Source organism: Mesorhizobium sp. B2-8-1, assembly GCF_006440955.1.
Lineage (GTDB): Bacteria > Pseudomonadota > Alphaproteobacteria > Rhizobiales > Rhizobiaceae > Mesorhizobium.
In genome coordinates this window covers 587,449-603,390 of the sequence record NZ_VFTX01000001.1, presented here as the reverse complement: position 1 = coordinate 603,390, position 15,942 = coordinate 587,449, and the positions used below count along the sequence as shown (strand labels likewise).

11 protein-coding genes are annotated in these 15,942 nt (G+C 58.1%); 9 read left to right on the top strand and 2 right to left on the bottom strand.

The genetic code is table 11. The features are described from left to right. Positions 1-243: 243 nt before the first annotated feature. Complete coding sequence (gene gmd / locus FJ428_RS02930; RefSeq protein ID WP_140878908.1) at positions 244-1,221, bottom strand: GDP-mannose 4,6-dehydratase; 978 nt, start codon at positions 1,219-1,221, stop codon at positions 244-246. A 250-nt stretch (positions 1,222-1,471) separates the two neighbouring features. On the opposite strand from gmd, the gene FJ428_RS02925 reads away from it, so the two are divergent. From FJ428_RS02925 to FJ428_RS02890, 8 genes are all read left to right on the top strand, one after another. Beyond that, positions 1,472-2,599, top strand: coding sequence for a glycosyltransferase family 1 protein (locus FJ428_RS02925; protein WP_140878907.1), 1,128 nt, complete (start codon positions 1,472-1,474; stop codon positions 2,597-2,599). Beyond that, positions 2,596-3,696 (top strand): glycosyltransferase, encoded by a 1,101-nt coding sequence (locus FJ428_RS02920; RefSeq protein WP_224519064.1) that lies wholly within the window; start codon positions 2,596-2,598, stop codon positions 3,694-3,696. Before FJ428_RS02925 ends, FJ428_RS02920 begins: the two co-directional genes overlap by 4 nt. A 253-nt stretch (positions 3,697-3,949) precedes the next feature. Next, positions 3,950-4,153: a hypothetical protein gene (locus tag FJ428_RS02915; protein WP_140878906.1), complete on the top strand. Its 204-nt coding sequence runs from the start codon at positions 3,950-3,952 to the stop codon at positions 4,151-4,153. Positions 4,154-4,206: 53 nt separating this feature from the next. Beyond that, the gene (locus FJ428_RS02910) at positions 4,207-5,964 is read left to right on the top strand and encodes a type I secretion system permease/ATPase (protein ID WP_140878905.1); all 1,758 of its coding nucleotides are present in this window, start codon (positions 4,207-4,209) and stop codon (positions 5,962-5,964) included. Further along, on the top strand, positions 5,961-7,268 hold the full coding sequence (locus FJ428_RS02905; protein WP_140878904.1) for an HlyD family type I secretion periplasmic adaptor subunit: 1,308 nt from the start codon (positions 5,961-5,963) through the stop codon (positions 7,266-7,268). The genes FJ428_RS02910 and FJ428_RS02905 overlap by 4 nt, the downstream gene beginning before the upstream one ends. A 67-nt stretch (positions 7,269-7,335) precedes the next feature. Beyond that, positions 7,336-7,800 carry a hypothetical protein gene (locus FJ428_RS02900; protein ID WP_140878903.1) on the top strand — a complete coding sequence of 155 codons (465 nt, stop codon included), beginning with the start codon at positions 7,336-7,338 and terminating at the stop codon, positions 7,798-7,800. A gap of 153 nt (positions 7,801-7,953) precedes the next feature. Next, the gene (locus FJ428_RS02895; protein WP_140878902.1) at positions 7,954-9,396 is read left to right on the top strand and encodes a phosphomannomutase; all 1,443 of its coding nucleotides are present in this window, start codon (positions 7,954-7,956) and stop codon (positions 9,394-9,396) included. Between the two features lie 107 nt (positions 9,397-9,503). Next, positions 9,504-10,928 carry a mannose-1-phosphate guanylyltransferase/mannose-6-phosphate isomerase gene (locus FJ428_RS02890; protein ID WP_140878901.1) on the top strand — a complete coding sequence of 475 codons (1,425 nt, stop codon included), beginning with the start codon at positions 9,504-9,506 and terminating at the stop codon, positions 10,926-10,928. Positions 10,929-11,044: 116 nt separating this feature from the next. Here FJ428_RS02890 and FJ428_RS02885 read toward each other — a convergent pair whose 3' ends face one another. Then, complete coding sequence (locus FJ428_RS02885; protein ID WP_140878900.1) at positions 11,045-11,983, bottom strand: NAD(P)-dependent oxidoreductase; 939 nt, start codon at positions 11,981-11,983, stop codon at positions 11,045-11,047. A 904-nt stretch (positions 11,984-12,887) separates the two neighbouring features. On the opposite strand from FJ428_RS02885, the gene FJ428_RS02880 reads away from it, so the two are divergent. Continuing rightward, entirely contained in the window at positions 12,888-15,887 is a 3,000-nt protein-coding gene (locus FJ428_RS02880) for a S8 family serine peptidase (RefSeq protein WP_140878899.1), read from the top strand. Positions 15,888-15,942 lie beyond the last annotated feature (55 nt).

Sequence of the window (15,942 nt, the reverse complement as noted above, 5' to 3'; positions counted from 1 at the left end):
CAACCCTCTGGCGAGTACGTGCCATGACCATCACAATGATTGTGAATAGGTCTTTTGCGGTTCATCGGAATCATCCGGAATCCCACGGCTAAGCGCGGTCCCAATCTGGCAATGGAAATGCCTGACGGCTGCGCGAGTTGCAGTTGGCTTTGGATGACGGAACATCAAGGCAATGCGCCGGATGCACTTCGAATTCGTCTCAAGCTGATGCCGACCAGCACATACCGGCCGAATGGCAAAACCTTAAGCGTTTCGCTTCAAACGTGCGATATCGGCGTCCACCATTTCGGCAATCATCTCTTCGAGCGTGATGTTGGTGCTCCAGCCAAGCTTGGCTTTGGCTTTGGCGGGATTGCCGAGCAAAACCTCGACCTCCGCCGGACGGAACAGCGCCGGGTCGATCTTAACATAGGCATCAGGATCGAGGCCGACATGGTTGAAGGCGATACGGATCATGTCGCGCACAGTCGTGGTGCGTCCGGTGGCCACGACGAAGTCATCAGGCTTGTCCTGCTGCAGCATCAGCCACATCGCTTTCACGTAATCTCGGGCATGACCCCAATCCCGCTTGGCGTCAATGTTGCCCATCTTGAGCTCGTCTTGCTGGCCAAGACTGATACGGGCGACCGCATGCGTAACTTTGCGGGTAACGAACTCTTTGCCGCGGAGCGGCGATTCGTGATTGAACAAAATGCCTGACGAAGCGTGCAGATTGAAGCTTTCACGATAGTTGATCGTTATCCAGTGTCCATAGAGCTTGGCGACCGCATAGGGCGAGCGCGGGTAGAACGGTGTCGTTTCGCTCTGCATCTCTTCCTGGATAAGGCCGAACATCTCCGAAGACGAAGCCTGATAAAAACGCGCTTCCGGACATTCGAGCCGAACACATTCGAGGACGTTGGTGACGCCAAGAGCGGTTATCTGGGCAGTGAGAAGCGGTTGCTGCCACGACGAATGGACGAACGACTGCGCGGCAAGATTATAAACCTCATCGGGCCTTACCAGCTTGAAGGTACGCATGAGGCCGGCAAGATCGCTAAGGTCGCCGTCGACGAAATGGACGTCGTTCTCGATGCCAAGCCAGCGCAGCCGATGGTCGGTAACTTCCGCATGGCTGGACCGGCGAACAAGTCCATGGACTTCATAGCCCTTGCCCAGTAGTAACTGCGCGAGATAAGCTCCGTCCTGGCCGGTAATGCCCGTAATCAATGCCTTTTTCAACGACTACTCCCAGAAAATCGACTGCTATTCATGCCCCTCCCATAGGGCATCAATACCGGGTTGTCCACATCCGAACACCCCGCAATTTATGGCGTTTGGCAGTGTGCACAAGACGCGACAATAGCGGTTTCCACCGTCTCGCCGAAGCCCGACCGGGATTTGCCGAAAGCATTTTCGAATCGCGCCGAAGGCCATGCGGACGTCATGCGAGTCATCATTCGAACGCAACGCCCTCAAGGTGCGCGTCACCATGAAAATCGGCATCGACGCCCGCAACCTGACTGCATCGTTCAGCGGCATCGGGCGCTATCTCACAGAGATGGCCCGGCATTTGTCGTTGACCGGCCACCAGATCATTCTCTATATGCCCTCGCCACCAGTTCAGCCGCTGCCCTCCGATTTCATCGTTACGTCGCGGGTCGGCGCACCAGCACGCACCAGCGCGATCCAACGGCATATTTGGGGACAGATCACCCTTCCCCGACAGATAGCCGAGGACAAGCCGGACGTGTTCTGGGGACCGGCTCATCGCCTGCCGTTGTCAATGCTGAAAACGGTTGCCAGGGTAGTCACCATCCATGATCTGGTCTGGTACTATCATGGCCAGACCATGCGCCGCTCGGGATGGCTGGCCGATCGCCTGTTGATGCCACGAGCCATAGCGACAGCGGACATCGTTGTCGCCGATTCGAACGCGACGGCCGACGCGATTCACGACGTGCTGGCGGTGCCTCACGCCAAAATGCGAATCGTCTATCCCGGCACCACCGCCGACGTGGCAGCAAATACAGTAACGCCCTCCTTGCCCCAGGGTCTGGACAGACCTTTTGTGCTTTTTGTCGGCACACTTGAGCCTCGCAAAAATCTTGAACGCCTCCTGATGGCCTACGCTGCGCTTGCTCCGGAGCTTCGCCGAGCATGTCCGCTGGCAATCGTCGGCGCGCCCGGCTGGCGGCAGCGTAATGTCGCCGAGTTGGTTGCTGAACTCGACCTTATAGGATCCGTGAAAGTGCTAGGCTTCGTTTCAGAGGCGACGCTGGACAGCCTGTACCGGCATTGCCGGTTTGTTGCCTTCCCCTCGCTCTATGAAGGATTCGGCTTTCCGATCGTCGAGGCAAACCGGGTCGGCAAACCGGTGTTGACCTCGGCCAATTCGTCGATGATCGAGGTCGCCGGCGACGCCGGAGTGCTGGTCGATCCACTCGACATCGGCTCAATCGCCGATGGCCTTTTTCGTCTTCTTACCGACGAGCCGCTCTACGAGACGCTGTCGGCGCGAACTCAGCCCAATGCGGCGCGGTTTGACTGGGCCGACAGTGCCCAAAAGCTGGTCGGCTGTTTCCAGCAGGCGATGGCACAACGCGCGGACCGTACATGATGCGGGTCCTGCATTTCTTCAAAACCTATGTTCCTGACAGCTTCGGAGGCGTCGAGCGCGTTATCTGGACCATAGCAGAAGGTGCTGCCCACCACGATGTTCAAAGCGACGTTCTCTCGCTCAGCAGATCGTTCGAAACCGCAGCAATGGTGGTCGGTTCACATTTCGCGCACAAGGCCAAGCTCGATTTCTATGTCGCCTCCACCGGCCTTTCGATTAACGCGTTCGGCCATTTCAAGAAACTTGCCGAAAACGCCGACATCATCCACTACCACTTCCCGTGGCCGTTCATGGACTTGGTGCATCTGGTCAGCGGGGTCAGTAAACCCAGCATCGTCACCTACCATTCCGATATCGTCAAGCAGCGCCTTCTGATGCCATTCTACACGCCGCTCATGCTCGCCTTTCTCAACCGCGTGGATGCGATTGTTGCGACCTCGCCCGACTACTTGGCGAGCAGCCCTGTCCTGCAGCGCTACGCGGCCAAAACCACGGTCATTCCAATCGGGCTGGATGATCCCGCGATACTGGCTCCCAACCCAGCACTGGTCGAGCAATGGCGCGCGCGGGTGGGATCAGGTTTTTTTCTCTTTTGCGGTTCCTTGCGTTACTATAAGGGCCTGCAGTTCTTGATCGAAGCCGCGCGGCAGAACCGGTTGCCGGTCGTCGTCGCCGGCAACGGCGATATGGCGTCGGCCGTGCGTGACGCTAGTCTTCCCAACATCGTTCACTTGCCCGAATTTTCCGATGCAGACAAAGCCGCCTTGCTGCACCTGTCACTGGCCTTCGTGTTTCCGTCCCATGTCCGCAGCGAGGCGTTTGGCCTGGCGCTGGTCGAAGCGGCGATGGCCGGGCGGCCGATGATCAGTTGTGAACTCGGCACCGGAACAAGTTTCGTCAACCGTGACGGCGAAACCGGGATCGTCATTCCACCAGGCGATGTGCCTGCTCTGGATCGGGCCATGCGCGCCCTTTGGACCGACCGGAATGCTGCCCGCCGCATGGGCGACGCAGCACGAGTGCACTATCAGGCGCACCTGCGGGCAGGAGCCATGATCGACAGCTACGTGACGCTTTATCGAAATCTTGTCCGATGACCCTGGATTGACAATCAAGCAACCGTGGTTTGCGGTCGGCGTCCGGCTTTCCAAGTCTTATAGCTACCCCTGATATTTCAGCATTTTTAATGAGGGTGCGGGTTTTCCTCGACGTTGACACCTTCTCAGGTGCTGATACATTTTGTCAGGGCTGAGGTAGCGGGCTCCAGTGCTAAGATAGCGAGTCATCAACAAGGGCATGATTTCCGGTGTGCCCATGTCGTCATAGAGGCGCGGCATGCGGAAGGCTACCTTGTTCGAACAGAATTTCGGACAAGAGTTGTTAATGGTTTCGTCTATCTCATCAACATTAGCAGTCGCCTTCCGCTGGGGCGAAAGCGCTATTCTATTTTTTCTCTTTTTGACTATTTCTGTGAACCCGGATTTGTTTGAACATCCTGGCCGTGGCCGACGAAGAAGGCCTGACCACGCCAAAACACAAGAGTTGTTTGCCTGACAGCGGAGTGGCCTTACCGTTCGCTGGACGATGCTTGACAGGAGCGTGATGTGATGACGCTTTCCCCCATTTCGCCAACTAAAGCGCCACGACTGACCCTTGCGGCGGTTCTGTCATCGTTCCGACGAGCCGTCGTCGGCATCGCCTTGATGAGTGGCATCGTCAATGTTTTGACGCTGACCAGCTCATTCTTCATGCTTCAAGTGTACGATCGGGTGGTCCCCGGACGCAGCGTGCCGACGCTTGTCGGACTGATCATACTGGCAGGCACTTTGTTCGTCTTCCAAGGCATTCTGGAGCTTATCCGTTCGCGAGTTCTTGTGCGCATTGGGCTTGCACTCGACGACCGGTTGAGCGCCCAGGTCTATTCCGCGCTGATGCGGTTACCGCTGCTGTCGAAGCCGACAGGCGACGGGCTTCAATCCCTGCGGGATCTCGACCAAGTGCGTTCGTTTCTCTCGGGTGCTGGGCCGACGGCACTGTTCGATGTTCCCTGGATGCCGATCTATATCGGGATTGGCTTTCTGTTCCATTTCTGGATCGGTATGGCGGTGCTTGGAGGAGCGATCGTGCTTTTTTCCTTGACCCTGCTCACGGAAATTCGAACCAAGGAACCCATCAAGAAGGTCGGCATTCATGCTGCGGCGCGCAGCACGCTTGCCGAGGCAACGCGTCGAAACGCCGAGGTTTTGCAGGCAATGGGCTTCGGATCGCGCGTCGCGCAGCGCTGGGCAGTCATCAATGCCGACTACCTCAACACAAATGCGCAAGCGAGCGATGTGGTCGGTACGCTTGGAACGATCTCGAAATTCCTTCGGATGATGCTGCAATCGAGTATGCTGGCGATCGGCGCCTATCTTGTTATTCATCAGGAGGCGACAGGCGGTATCATGATCGCCAGTTCCATTATGATGAGCCGCGCGCTAGCGCCGATCGATCTCGCCATCGCCTACTGGAAAAGTTTCGTTTCAGCGCGCCAAAGCTGGGCCCGGTTGACCAAGCTTCTGGCTTTGGTGCTAGAAACCACGACAAGCGTGACGCTACCTGCGCCGAGGTCGATTCTCAGCGTGGAGCGCATTACCGTTACCCCGCCGGGCGAACGCATTTTGGTCGTGCAGGACGCAGGCTTTGTGCTAAGGAGCGGGGCAGGCCTTGGTATCATCGGGCCGAGCGCTTCCGGCAAATCCTCACTTATCCGGGCGATTGCAGGAATATGGATACCGATCCGCGGCACTGTCAGGCTTGACGGCGCAACGCTTGATCAATGGACGCCGGAAGAAATAGGCAAGCATGTCGGCTATCTTCCGCAGGACGTGCAGCTCTTCGACGGGACGATTGCCGAGAACATCGCGCGCTTCGACCCCCATGCATCTTCGGAAAAGATACTGGGCGCAGCCAAGACAGCGGGTGTCCACGACCTCGTGGTGCGCATGACCGAGGGATACGATACCCGCATCGGTGAAGCCGGATCTGCGCTTTCAGCCGGCCAGCGGCAGCGCATTGCGCTTGCCAGGGCACTCTACGACGACCCCTTCCTTGTCATTCTCGACGAGCCGAATTCCAATCTCGATGCGGACGGTGAAACCGCGCTGACCGAAGCGATCCAGAGCGTGCGCAACCGCGGCGGCATTGCCATTGTCGTGGCCCACAGACCCAGCGCCCTAGCCAGCCTCGACCAGGTGCTTGTCATGGCCAATGGTCAGATCCAAACTTTCGGCCCCAAGAACGAGGTGATGAACAAGGTGACCCGTCCGGCGCAGCCAACGATGCCGTTGAAGGTTGTGACGACATCCGAAGAGGCCGGCGCATGAGCTCCAGCCAAACGTCGTCCGATCGCGCCATCAGGCGATACCTTTTCGCGGGGGTCGCAACCTGCGTGCTTCTTGTTGGTGGGGTCGGCAGTCTGGCCGCCATGACAACGCTATCGGGAGCTGTCATTGCCTCAGGCAAGCTTGTGGTCGATTCCAGTGTCAAGAAAGTGCAGCACCCGACGGGCGGCGTCGTCGGCGAAATCCTCGTGCGCGAAGGCGATTCAGTCAGATCGGGCCAGATACTTGTTCGGCTCGATGAAACCGTCACCCGTGCGAGTCTCGCGATCGTAACCAAGGGGCTGGGCCAGTTTCAGGCCCACCTCGCCCGGCTTGAAGCGGAACGCGATGGCCAGGACCACATCACCTTTCCATCGTCGTTGACATCGCGGCAGCAGGATAGCGAGGTTGCGGGCATCATGGACGGCGAGCAATCGCTGTTCAAATTCCGGCAGGAGGCGCGTGCCGGCAAAAAGGCCCAATTGGAAGAGCGCATCCTCCAGCTGTCCGAAGAAGTCTCGGGTCTGACCGAACAAAGAGTAGCCAAACGCCAGGAAATAGTCCTGATCGGGACCGAACTCGAAAGCGTTCGTTCACTGTGGAGACGCAAGCTCGTGTCGTTGGAGCGCGTGACCGCGCTGGAGCGCGACGCCGTCCGGCTTGGCGGCGAACACGGAGAACTGACCGCCTCGATCGCACAGGCAAAGGGGCGTGTATCGGAAACCCGCCTGCAGATTATTCAGGTGGACCAGGATTTCCGCAGCGAGGTCGCGTCTGAGTTGCGCGACGTTCAGTCAAAAATCGCGGAATTCGTCGAGCGGCAAGTCGCCGCACAGGATCAATTGAAAAGGATAGACCTGCGCAGCCCGCAAGATGGCGTCGTCCATCAGCTTAACGTTCACACGGTCGGCGGTGTCATTGCTGCCGGCGAGGTTGTCATGCTCATCGTGCCGACCGCCGATAATCTCACGGTAGAGGCCCACATAGCGCCGCAGGATATCGACCAGATCAAGCCAGGCCAGCGCGCAGTCCTGAGGTTGTCGGCATTCGATCAGCAGACAACGCCGCAGGTCGGTGGTGTGCTCAAGAGCGTTTCGGCCGATCTCACTGTCGATGAGCGCACCGGGTTCGGCTATTATACCGCACGACTGAACCTCGATCGAGCAGACATCGCCAAGCTGAAGGGGCTGATCCTGACGCCGGGAATGCCGGCCGAAGTTTATTTTTCGACTGGGGACCGCACCATGCTCTCCTATCTGATCAAGCCGTTTTCCGATCAGGTCGAAAGGGCGTTTCGAGAAAACTAGCTGGTAGCAGAAACCTGGCCGCACCACAATAAAGCTACAAGGCCATGCACAACTAGCCGGATGCGTTGTGTTACAGGGAAAGCCGGACCATAAAGACGATTTCGACAAGACGCACGGGCACGAGTGTCCGCGTCTTGGCAACCACAGCCGCAATTCCGGTCATGGCCAGCACCGTAATGATTTTCAGCGAGAATCGGACCGCGATGGCTCAGGAATCCGCCAATACCCCCCCGACTATGACGTGACCGCAGAAGAATTCGACAGATTGCGCCAAGACGGCACGGCGGAATCGATGTCCATGTTCCTGGCTCGCAACCCCGACCATCCGCTGGCTGTAAAAGCGTTGGCCCTGCTGCGGTCCGGCCGACTGAGCAAGGGGGCGTCTTCGCGCCCGACGCCCGACAGCGAGGTCTACCGAGGCTTCGCCGCAGCCGTTGCCGCTAACACCGCCACCGCCTACGACAGCTTTGCCGCACGTTATGGCACCCACCCGCTGGCGGCCTTGGCCAGACGGCTGAAACAGAGGATCTGACGGATCCTGCTGCGGTGCGCCCCTAGGATGCCTTCAACGGATGCCGCGGCAATTCCAGCCGATGCGGTTGACGGATGTCGCAGCGCTATAGTAGCTCAGTTCTTGGCTATAGATGCGCCATTTCCCGTTTCCTTCCAGCTGCCATGGACCGACATGAGCGACCTCAAATTTGGTACAAGTGGCCTGCGTGGGTTGGTCAACGATCTGACCGATGCGGCCTGCGAACGATACACGAGCGCGTTCATTGCCCACCTGCGCAGCATGGGAGCGACTGGGCAAGATGGTCCGATTCTGGTTGGACAGGATTTGCGGGCCAGCAGCGCCCGGATCGCCACTGCCTGCCTCGGAGCCATTGCCGAACAGGGCTTTACGCCGCTGAATTGCGGGCATTTGCCGACATCCGCGCTGGCGCTTGAGGCTGCCCGAATAAGGCGGCCGGCGATCATGGTGACCGGCAGCCACATACCCGACGATCGCAACGGCCTGAAATTCTACCGGGCAGAGGGCGAAATAGATAAAGCGGATGAAGCCGGCATACTTGACCAGCTTGACGATGGATCGGCGGACCGGCGCGCCGACAGTCCATCGCCCCCGCGCAGCGGGGAAGCCTCGTTCAGCCCGGAAGCCTTGAACCGCTATAGGCAACGCTATGCCAACCTTGCAAGCCATGTCGATTTGTCCGGCCTGCGGGTAGCGGTCTATCAGCACTCCTCGGTCGCGCGCGATCTTCTCGTGGAGGTGCTTTCCAGCCTCGGCGCCTCCTGCATCCCATTTGGCAGGGCCGAAGCCTTCATCCCTGTCGACACGGAGGCTGTTCGACCGGAAGATGCGGCGTTGGTGCGTGAGACCTGCGCTTCGATGCGCGTCGATGCCGTCGTCAGCACGGATGGGGATGCCGACCGCCCCATGATTGCAGACGCCAGTGGTGCATTTGTGCGTGGGGACGTCATCGGCATTCTGACGGCTCGCTGGCTGGGCGCCGATGCAGTCGTCACGCCCGTCACATCAACCTCCGCAATCGAAGCGTCCGGCCTCTTTGCATCGGTAAAACGCACGCGGGTTGGCTCGCCTTATGTGATCGAAGGCATGATGCGCGCTTCAAAAGAAGGTTCGCGCCTTGTCGTTGGCTTTGAGGCCAATGGCGGCGTATTGCTTGGCTCCAATATCGACTGTGACAGGTTCGTGCTGAGCGCGCTGCCCACTCGCGACGCCTTTTTGCCGATCATTGCCGTCCTGGCGCTGGCGCGGCAGAACAAGCAAAGCGTGGCTGCACTGGCAGCCGATCTGCCGCCCCGGTTCACAGTCAGCGACAGGCTCAAGAACATTCCATCGCAGAAGAGCGCTCCCCTCCTCGCCCGGCTGGCTGAAAGCCAGTCATACGCCGCCGACTTTCTTGCCGATTTCGGCGACTTGGCTGGCACGGACACGATGGATGGCGTTCGGATGACACTTGAGAATGGCGACACAGTCCACTTTCGCGCATCCGGAAACGCTCCGGAGTTGCGTTGCTATGTAGAGACCGGCGATGCCGAACGCTCCAAGATGATCCTGCAATCCGGCCTAGAGAGAGCGGCGGCGGCAGTGGCACAATCGTAATCCAAGGTGACTGCGAAAATAACAGGGCCGTGGAGAGAAGCGAAATTGCGCTTGCCTTGCGCATTTTGCTGTCTAAAACGCTCCATTGTCTTCGATGAGGAATATGTATGTCCGGATTGATCGTTCCGATTATTCTTGCTGGCGGCCAAGGCACGCGCCTCTGGCCGATGTCGCGCTCGGCGCGGCCAAAGCAGTTTTTGTCACTGTTGGGGCCGCACAGCCTGTTTCAGGAATCGCTGAAGCGGGTCGCTGACACGCGCTATGCCGATCCGATCGTCATCACCAACAATGAATATCGGTTTCTCGTCGCCGAGCAGGCAGCCGAAGTTGGATGTGAACTCTCAGGCGTCTTGCTGGAACCCGTCGCCCGCAATACCAGCGCCGCGATCGCTGCGGCGTCGCATTTCGCGGTTCAAAAATTCGGCGAGGACGCAGTGGTCCAGATCATTCCGTCCGACCACTCCATTGTTGTCGACGAAAGCTACTGGACTGCCGTCGATACGGCGGCGGCTGAAGCCCGCAGCTCCAGGCTGGTGACATTCGGGATCACCCCAACGCGGCCAGAAACAGGTTTCGGCTACATAGAGACCGGCAAGGAGCGATCCGCCGGTGTCCATGAAGTAGCGCGGTTTACGGAAAAGCCAGGCGTTGAAGAGGCTCAGAGAATGCTCGCCTCAGGCAAGTACCTCTGGAATTCCGGCATGTTCATGTTCGGAATTGAAACCTTTCTTTCCGAGCTGGAGAAATTCTCACCCGAAATTTCGGCCGCTACGCGGGAAGCGGTCGATAAATCGGTTGTCGACCTGGATTTCGTGCGCCTGGACAGAAAGTCGTTCGAGGCCTCTCCCAGCATCTCGATCGACTACGCCGTTTTTGAAAAATCTTCGCTTGTATCGATTGTTCCCGTTGATTTTTCCTGGTCCGACATGGGCAGTTGGGACGCCGTCTGGACAGCGAGTGAAAAGAGCAGCAACGACAATGTCGTTGTGGGACGCGTCGGCCTTTCATCCACGCAGCGATCATTAGTCATTTCGGAGAAGGCTTATGTCGCGGTGCACGGGCTTGACGATGTCGTCGTTGTTGCCAGCGAGGACGCGATTTTCGTCGGGAAGCTGTCGGATGCGCAAAGCGTTGGCCGCATTGTCAGCGGGCTAAGAGCGCTGCCAGAGACCCTGCACCTTACAGAGATCCACCGGACCGCATACCGCCCTTGGGGCGGCTATTCTTCCGTTCTGAACGGTGATCGTTTCCAGGTGAAGCGGCTTTTCGTCAAGCCTGGTAAGAAGCTTTCCCTGCAGAAGCATTTTCATCGTGCCGAGCACTGGATCGTTGTTTCAGGTACAGCTGAAGTGACGATCGACGGTACGATTTCGATGCTGACCGAAAATCAATCCATCTATCTTCCGCTTGGATGCACGCACAGGTTGGCGAACCCCGGCAAGATCTTGCTCGAACTGATCGAGGTGCAGACCGGATCCTATCTGGGTGAAGACGACATCGTTCGCATCGAAGACGAGTTTGGCCGGGTTTGACGGTTTACAGTTGAACCAGATCGGCGTCCGTTCATGGGAATCTGACGCCGATCTATCTCCTACTTGAGCATCAGAACTATCCGAAAAGCTTCGTCCTTTCAGTTCGGTGCTGGATTTCAAGTCAGCATTTGCGCCAGAACATCACGAACGGGCAAAGGCGGAAGGCGGTTTGGCAGCAAGCGGCTGAGCTTTTCGACAGAGCCGACAAGGTGCCATACCTCATTCTTTCGCGTGAATTCCGGCGCGGCTTCAATCTCGATTTTGTGGCCGGTCAGCGCAGTCAGTTCCTCGAGGAGCTCGCGCAGCTTTGTGCCGCGTCCCGAACATAGATTGACGACTTCGCCGAAAGTGCCTGCCGCCCCGATCGCCTCGATCAGGATTGAGCATGCCGCGTCGAGGTTGATATAGTCGCGGATGACATCGATGTTGCCGAGACGCACGACGGGCGCACGCCGGCGGAAATGGTCGACCAGCTTGGGAACGATGAAGTCCGCCCGCTGCCCCTTGCCAATGACATTGAACGGTCGCACGATGGTGATGTCGTGCCGCTCGGCGGCCAGAAAGGTCAGTCGCTCGGCAACGAATTTGCTCAGTCCGTAGTGATGGACCGGCAAGGGCGGCATATCCTCGCTGAGCACATTGGACCGCTGGTTGCCGTAAACGCCGGCGGTGCTGACGAAGATAAGGCGTGTGCGCCGCCCGAGACGGTCGACGGCCTTGATCAGGCGCTCGGTGCCCAGCGCATTGATCTCGTAGTAGGCGCTTGCTTGGTTGCCCGTGACCGTCGCCAGCGCCGCCAGGTGAATGACGATGTCCGGATCGGCATGCGCCACCGCCGCCCATACGGCTTCCGAATTCTCCAGCGAAAAATTCGGACCTTGTGGACGGGATTCCGCGCCGGAACTCGCGCCAAACACCGTATGCCCCTGCCCTTGAAGCAACGTGCATAGGCGGGTGCCGATGAAACCTGAAGCCCCGGTAACGAGTATTTTGCTCACGAAGTGACTGCCTTCATTATCGACCACAAATCCGTTTGCCCGCAGTCGGGCGCACATGCCCCGAACGCTGTGCCCCTGTCTGGCACGAACCAGCGCATGAATTCAATGCGTATCGGAGACTTATCGAAACGCATGGCAGCGTATCGTGCAGGCTGGCGGCAATTCTCTGAACAGCGCTGCGGTCCGACCTTAAGCCGGTCTATTTTCTACAGAAAAATCTCTACAGAAATCCGGTTTCGCCTTCGGTCTACGCCAAAAGGCGGTGCTCAGCCACCACCCCTACCCCTTGATCTCGGCGCGCTAATATGCACTCTTGGTTACGCAGGGGAACCAGTATCTCTTCCAGATTTTCTTAACGCCGCGAGTGATTTCGCGCGAGGGGGATTGCTATGTCTTTAGCTTACCAAACGGAAGACACAAAGGCTTAGCCTTGCTGTCCGCAGGTGGTTTTTTTGGCGGTGCGGTATGCCGAAAGAGCAGAGTAACTTTATCGTCAGCCGGCCTACGGTTTCTATCGCGACTGGCAGTTGGCCCGGTCTTGGCATGCTCCCTGGCGTGGTCGTTGTGTGCTCTTAGCGTGAGCGCCGGCGTGCCAACTGGCCGTGGTGGAGAACGGTTGTCACCGGAAAACCTTATGGCGGCACAATCGGTCAGCCAGGAGCGGATCACCATCGTTGGCGTACGTATCACCCAAGGTGACGCGGTCGAGTGCCCGCGAGTGCGCAGCGACGACGGGTCGACACACGGAATTTCATATCTCGCGCCCTCCATCGCGATCGGTGATCGCGTCTCGGTGACCGGCTATATGGCTATAACGGTCGGTTGTCGCGGGCCAGTTCTTTACGCAGAGAAAGTACTCGTTTTGAGCAAAGGTTAACGGCTCCTAAACCCACCAGGGCCGCCAGGATTACCGTTTCGATATCTTGCTTGGTTTCGAGTTAACCAACTACAGGAGAATATCATGCCGCTCCCGACCGATCCGCTTCTGAATCAACAATGGCATCTGGGCAACCCCATTGCGGGGCTGTTCGACTTGAATGTGCGCGCCGTCTGGAACCCGGAGGAGGGGCTTGCCTATACCGGCGCCGGAATTCGCGCGGTCGTTATCGACAACGGTTTTGACTACCTCCATCCTGATTTCGACAATTACAATCAGTTCCTGGACTACGATTTCGAGAACAATACGCTCAATCCATTTGGCGCGCCCAGCGAATCACACGGCACCGCCGTTGCCGGCATCATTGGCGCCGCAGCGGACGGAACCGGCGCTGTCGGCGTTGCTTACGGCACCGAGCTGGTCGGCTATCGTACTGCCAATCTTATCAGCGATGCCTGGCTACAAGACATTCGAGACGCCATCGCACAAGCGGCGACGAACGCCCAAGGGGACGTCGCAAACATCAGCCAGGGCATCGCCAACGATGCGGCGAGCGAGTTCGGCGTTGGCTACAACGCCGTGCGGTTCGACGAGATCGAGACGTCAATCGGCACGGCGGTCACTTTGGGCCGCGGCGGCCTTGGCATGACGATCGTCAAGTCTGCCGGCAATTCGCGTGCCGACAATTACGACGTAAACGCTGACGACTGGACCAACGACACGCGTCAGGTCGTAGTGGGAGCTGTCGATCAGAACGGCTTCGTGTCCTCCTACTCAAGCTACGGTGCGGCTCTGCTGGTGTCGGCGTTCGGCACGCCTGGCGAGGTCTTGACCACCGACCGGGTTGGCGCGGCGGGCTACACCAACACCGATTTCACCTCTACCTTCAACGGCACCTCGGCGGCAGCGCCGATGGTGTCAGGTGTCGTATCGCTGATGTACGATGCCAATTCCGGCCTCGGCTGGCGTGACGTGCAGAGCATTTTGGCCGCTTCGGCGCGCCATGTCGGCAGCGCGGTCGGCGGGCCATTCTCCGGCGCCGAGCGCTTCGCCTGGGGCTGGAATCATTCCACCACCTGGAATGGCGGCGGCATGCATTTCAGCAACGACTATGGCTACGGTCTTGTTGACGCTCTCGCCGTCGTCCGCCTTGCCGAAACATGGCTCCTCGCCGGAGGCGTCGCTCAAACGACCTCAAACGAGTTTACCAATACCGTCGACATGCTGAACGTGGCGACTGTCATTCCGGATGGCAACACGACGGGTCTGACCTTCAACGGCAATGCGGTCTTCGATGACAATGTGGACCGCGTAACCGTCCAGATGACATTTTCAACCACCTTCACCGGCGATCTGGAAGTCTATGTCACTTCGCCCGACGGCACTGTTAGTCAACTGATCGCCGATACCGGCGGCGGTAACGACTTCAACGGCACCTGGACGTTCGAAACGCAGGCCTTCCGTGGCGAACGCGCCGCGGGCCAGTGGAGCGTGCGGGTTGTCGATGATTCCGGCGGCGACGTACTGACTGTCAGCGACATTGTGCTGAAGACCTATGGTCAGGCTAGCAACGATGACCGCTATGTCTTCACCAACGAGTATTCGGATTACGACGGCGTGGGTGGGCATCTGACCGCGATCACTGATTCCAATGGCGGCACTGACACCGTCAACGCGGCAGCGGTTTCCTCAAACTCAACGATTCACCTCGATGGTGTTGCCGGCAGCATCGATGGTGTCGCGGTAAGCTTTGCCAACGTCGAGAACGCGATCGGCGGCGATGGCAATGACTTTCTATACGGCAACGCGACGGCGAACGAGCTTATTGGCGGTAGAGGCAGTGACCAGCTGTTCGGCCAGGGCGGCGCGGATATCCTGCGTGGCGGTACGGGCAATGATTATCTCTTTGGCGGCGCCGGCGCCGATTCGCTCTTTGGCGACACGGGGATTGATGTCGCATTCTACGAAACAGCCGTTCGCGCCGACCTTACCTCACCGGCTACCAATACGGGTGACGCCGCGGGTGATGTCTATGATAGCATTGAAGGACTGGCTGGTGGGAACAATTGGGATACCCTGCTGGGTAACGCTTCGACAAACTATTTGTTTGGCAATGGTGGCACCGATTTTCTGTTTGGCTTGGGTGGAGTTGATTATCTCTACGGCGGCGACCAGGATGACTACCTGAACGGAGGCGCCAGCGGCGACAACTTCGACGGCGGCAATGGCCTTGACTACACCAGTTACGAATATGCTGGAGCAGCTTTGACGGTTGACCTCCTCTATACCTATCTCAATACAGGTGAGGCTGCTGGCGACACTTTCATTTCCATGGAAGGAATTGTCGGGAGCAATTATGGCGATTCTCTTTTTGGTAGCAACACCGCGAATACGATTTACGGCCAAAGCGGGAATGACACGATCTTCGGTCGTGACGGAGCGGATGTGCTGTCAGGCGGCAACGGCAATGACCTTTTGTTCGGCGAAGACGGGAACGACTATCTGTTCGGCAATCTTGATACCGACTATCTCTTTGGCGGCGCCGGATCAGATCACTTGTATGGTGAAGATGGTTTCGACTTTGCTGCCTACTCCTATTCGGCGTCCGGACTACTCGCGGATCTGCTCTATAGCTATCTCAACGTCGGCGAAGCCGGCGGCGATCAGTATGCGGGCGTCGAAGGCATTATTGGTTCCGCTTATGGTGACGATCTTCGCGGCGAAGACGGCAACAATGCTATTTTTGGCGGTAACGGCAATGACGTTATCTACGGCCGGGGTGGCAACGACTATATCGCCGGCGAGGCAGGCAATGACTTTCTAGTAGGCGAAGGCGGCAATGACACATTCGTGTTCCAACCCGGATCCGGGCAAGACGGTATCGCCGATTTTGCCGGGGGGACGGGGCCCAATGACGTGCTGCAGATTTTGATGGGTGCCGCTTATGATAGCTTTGCAGAAATCATGAACATTGCACAGCAAGTTGGGTCTAATACGGTCATTACCTTTGATACAAGCACGTCCATCACGCTCTATGGCGCGACCAAGCTCTATCTTAACGCTGACGATTTCGCATTCGCCTAGGCTGGCAAAATTGTCGATCTTAGGTTAAGTATCCCTCCCGGATGGAATGGGCCAT

Excerpts from the sequence above, each read along its gene's own strand:
- FJ428_RS02880 (WP_140878899.1), top strand. The coding sequence starts at position 12,888 with ATGCCGCTCCCGACCGATCCGCTTCTGAATCAACAATGGCATCTGGGC.
- FJ428_RS02925 (WP_140878907.1), top strand. The coding sequence starts at position 1,472 with ATGAAAATCGGCATCGACGCCCGCAACCTGACTGCATCGTTCAGCGGC.
- FJ428_RS02920 (WP_224519064.1), top strand. The coding sequence starts at position 2,596 with ATGATGCGGGTCCTGCATTTCTTCAAAACCTATGTTCCTGACAGCTTC.
- FJ428_RS02905 (WP_140878904.1), top strand. The coding sequence starts at position 5,961 with ATGAGCTCCAGCCAAACGTCGTCCGATCGCGCCATCAGGCGATACCTT.
- FJ428_RS02910 (WP_140878905.1), top strand. The coding sequence starts at position 4,207 with ATGACGCTTTCCCCCATTTCGCCAACTAAAGCGCCACGACTGACCCTT.
- FJ428_RS02895 (WP_140878902.1), top strand. The coding sequence starts at position 7,954 with ATGAGCGACCTCAAATTTGGTACAAGTGGCCTGCGTGGGTTGGTCAAC.
- FJ428_RS02890 (WP_140878901.1), top strand. The coding sequence starts at position 9,504 with ATGTCCGGATTGATCGTTCCGATTATTCTTGCTGGCGGCCAAGGCACG.
- FJ428_RS02885 (WP_140878900.1), bottom strand. The coding sequence starts at position 11,983 with ATGTGCGCCCGACTGCGGGCAAACGGATTTGTGGTCGATAATGAAGGC.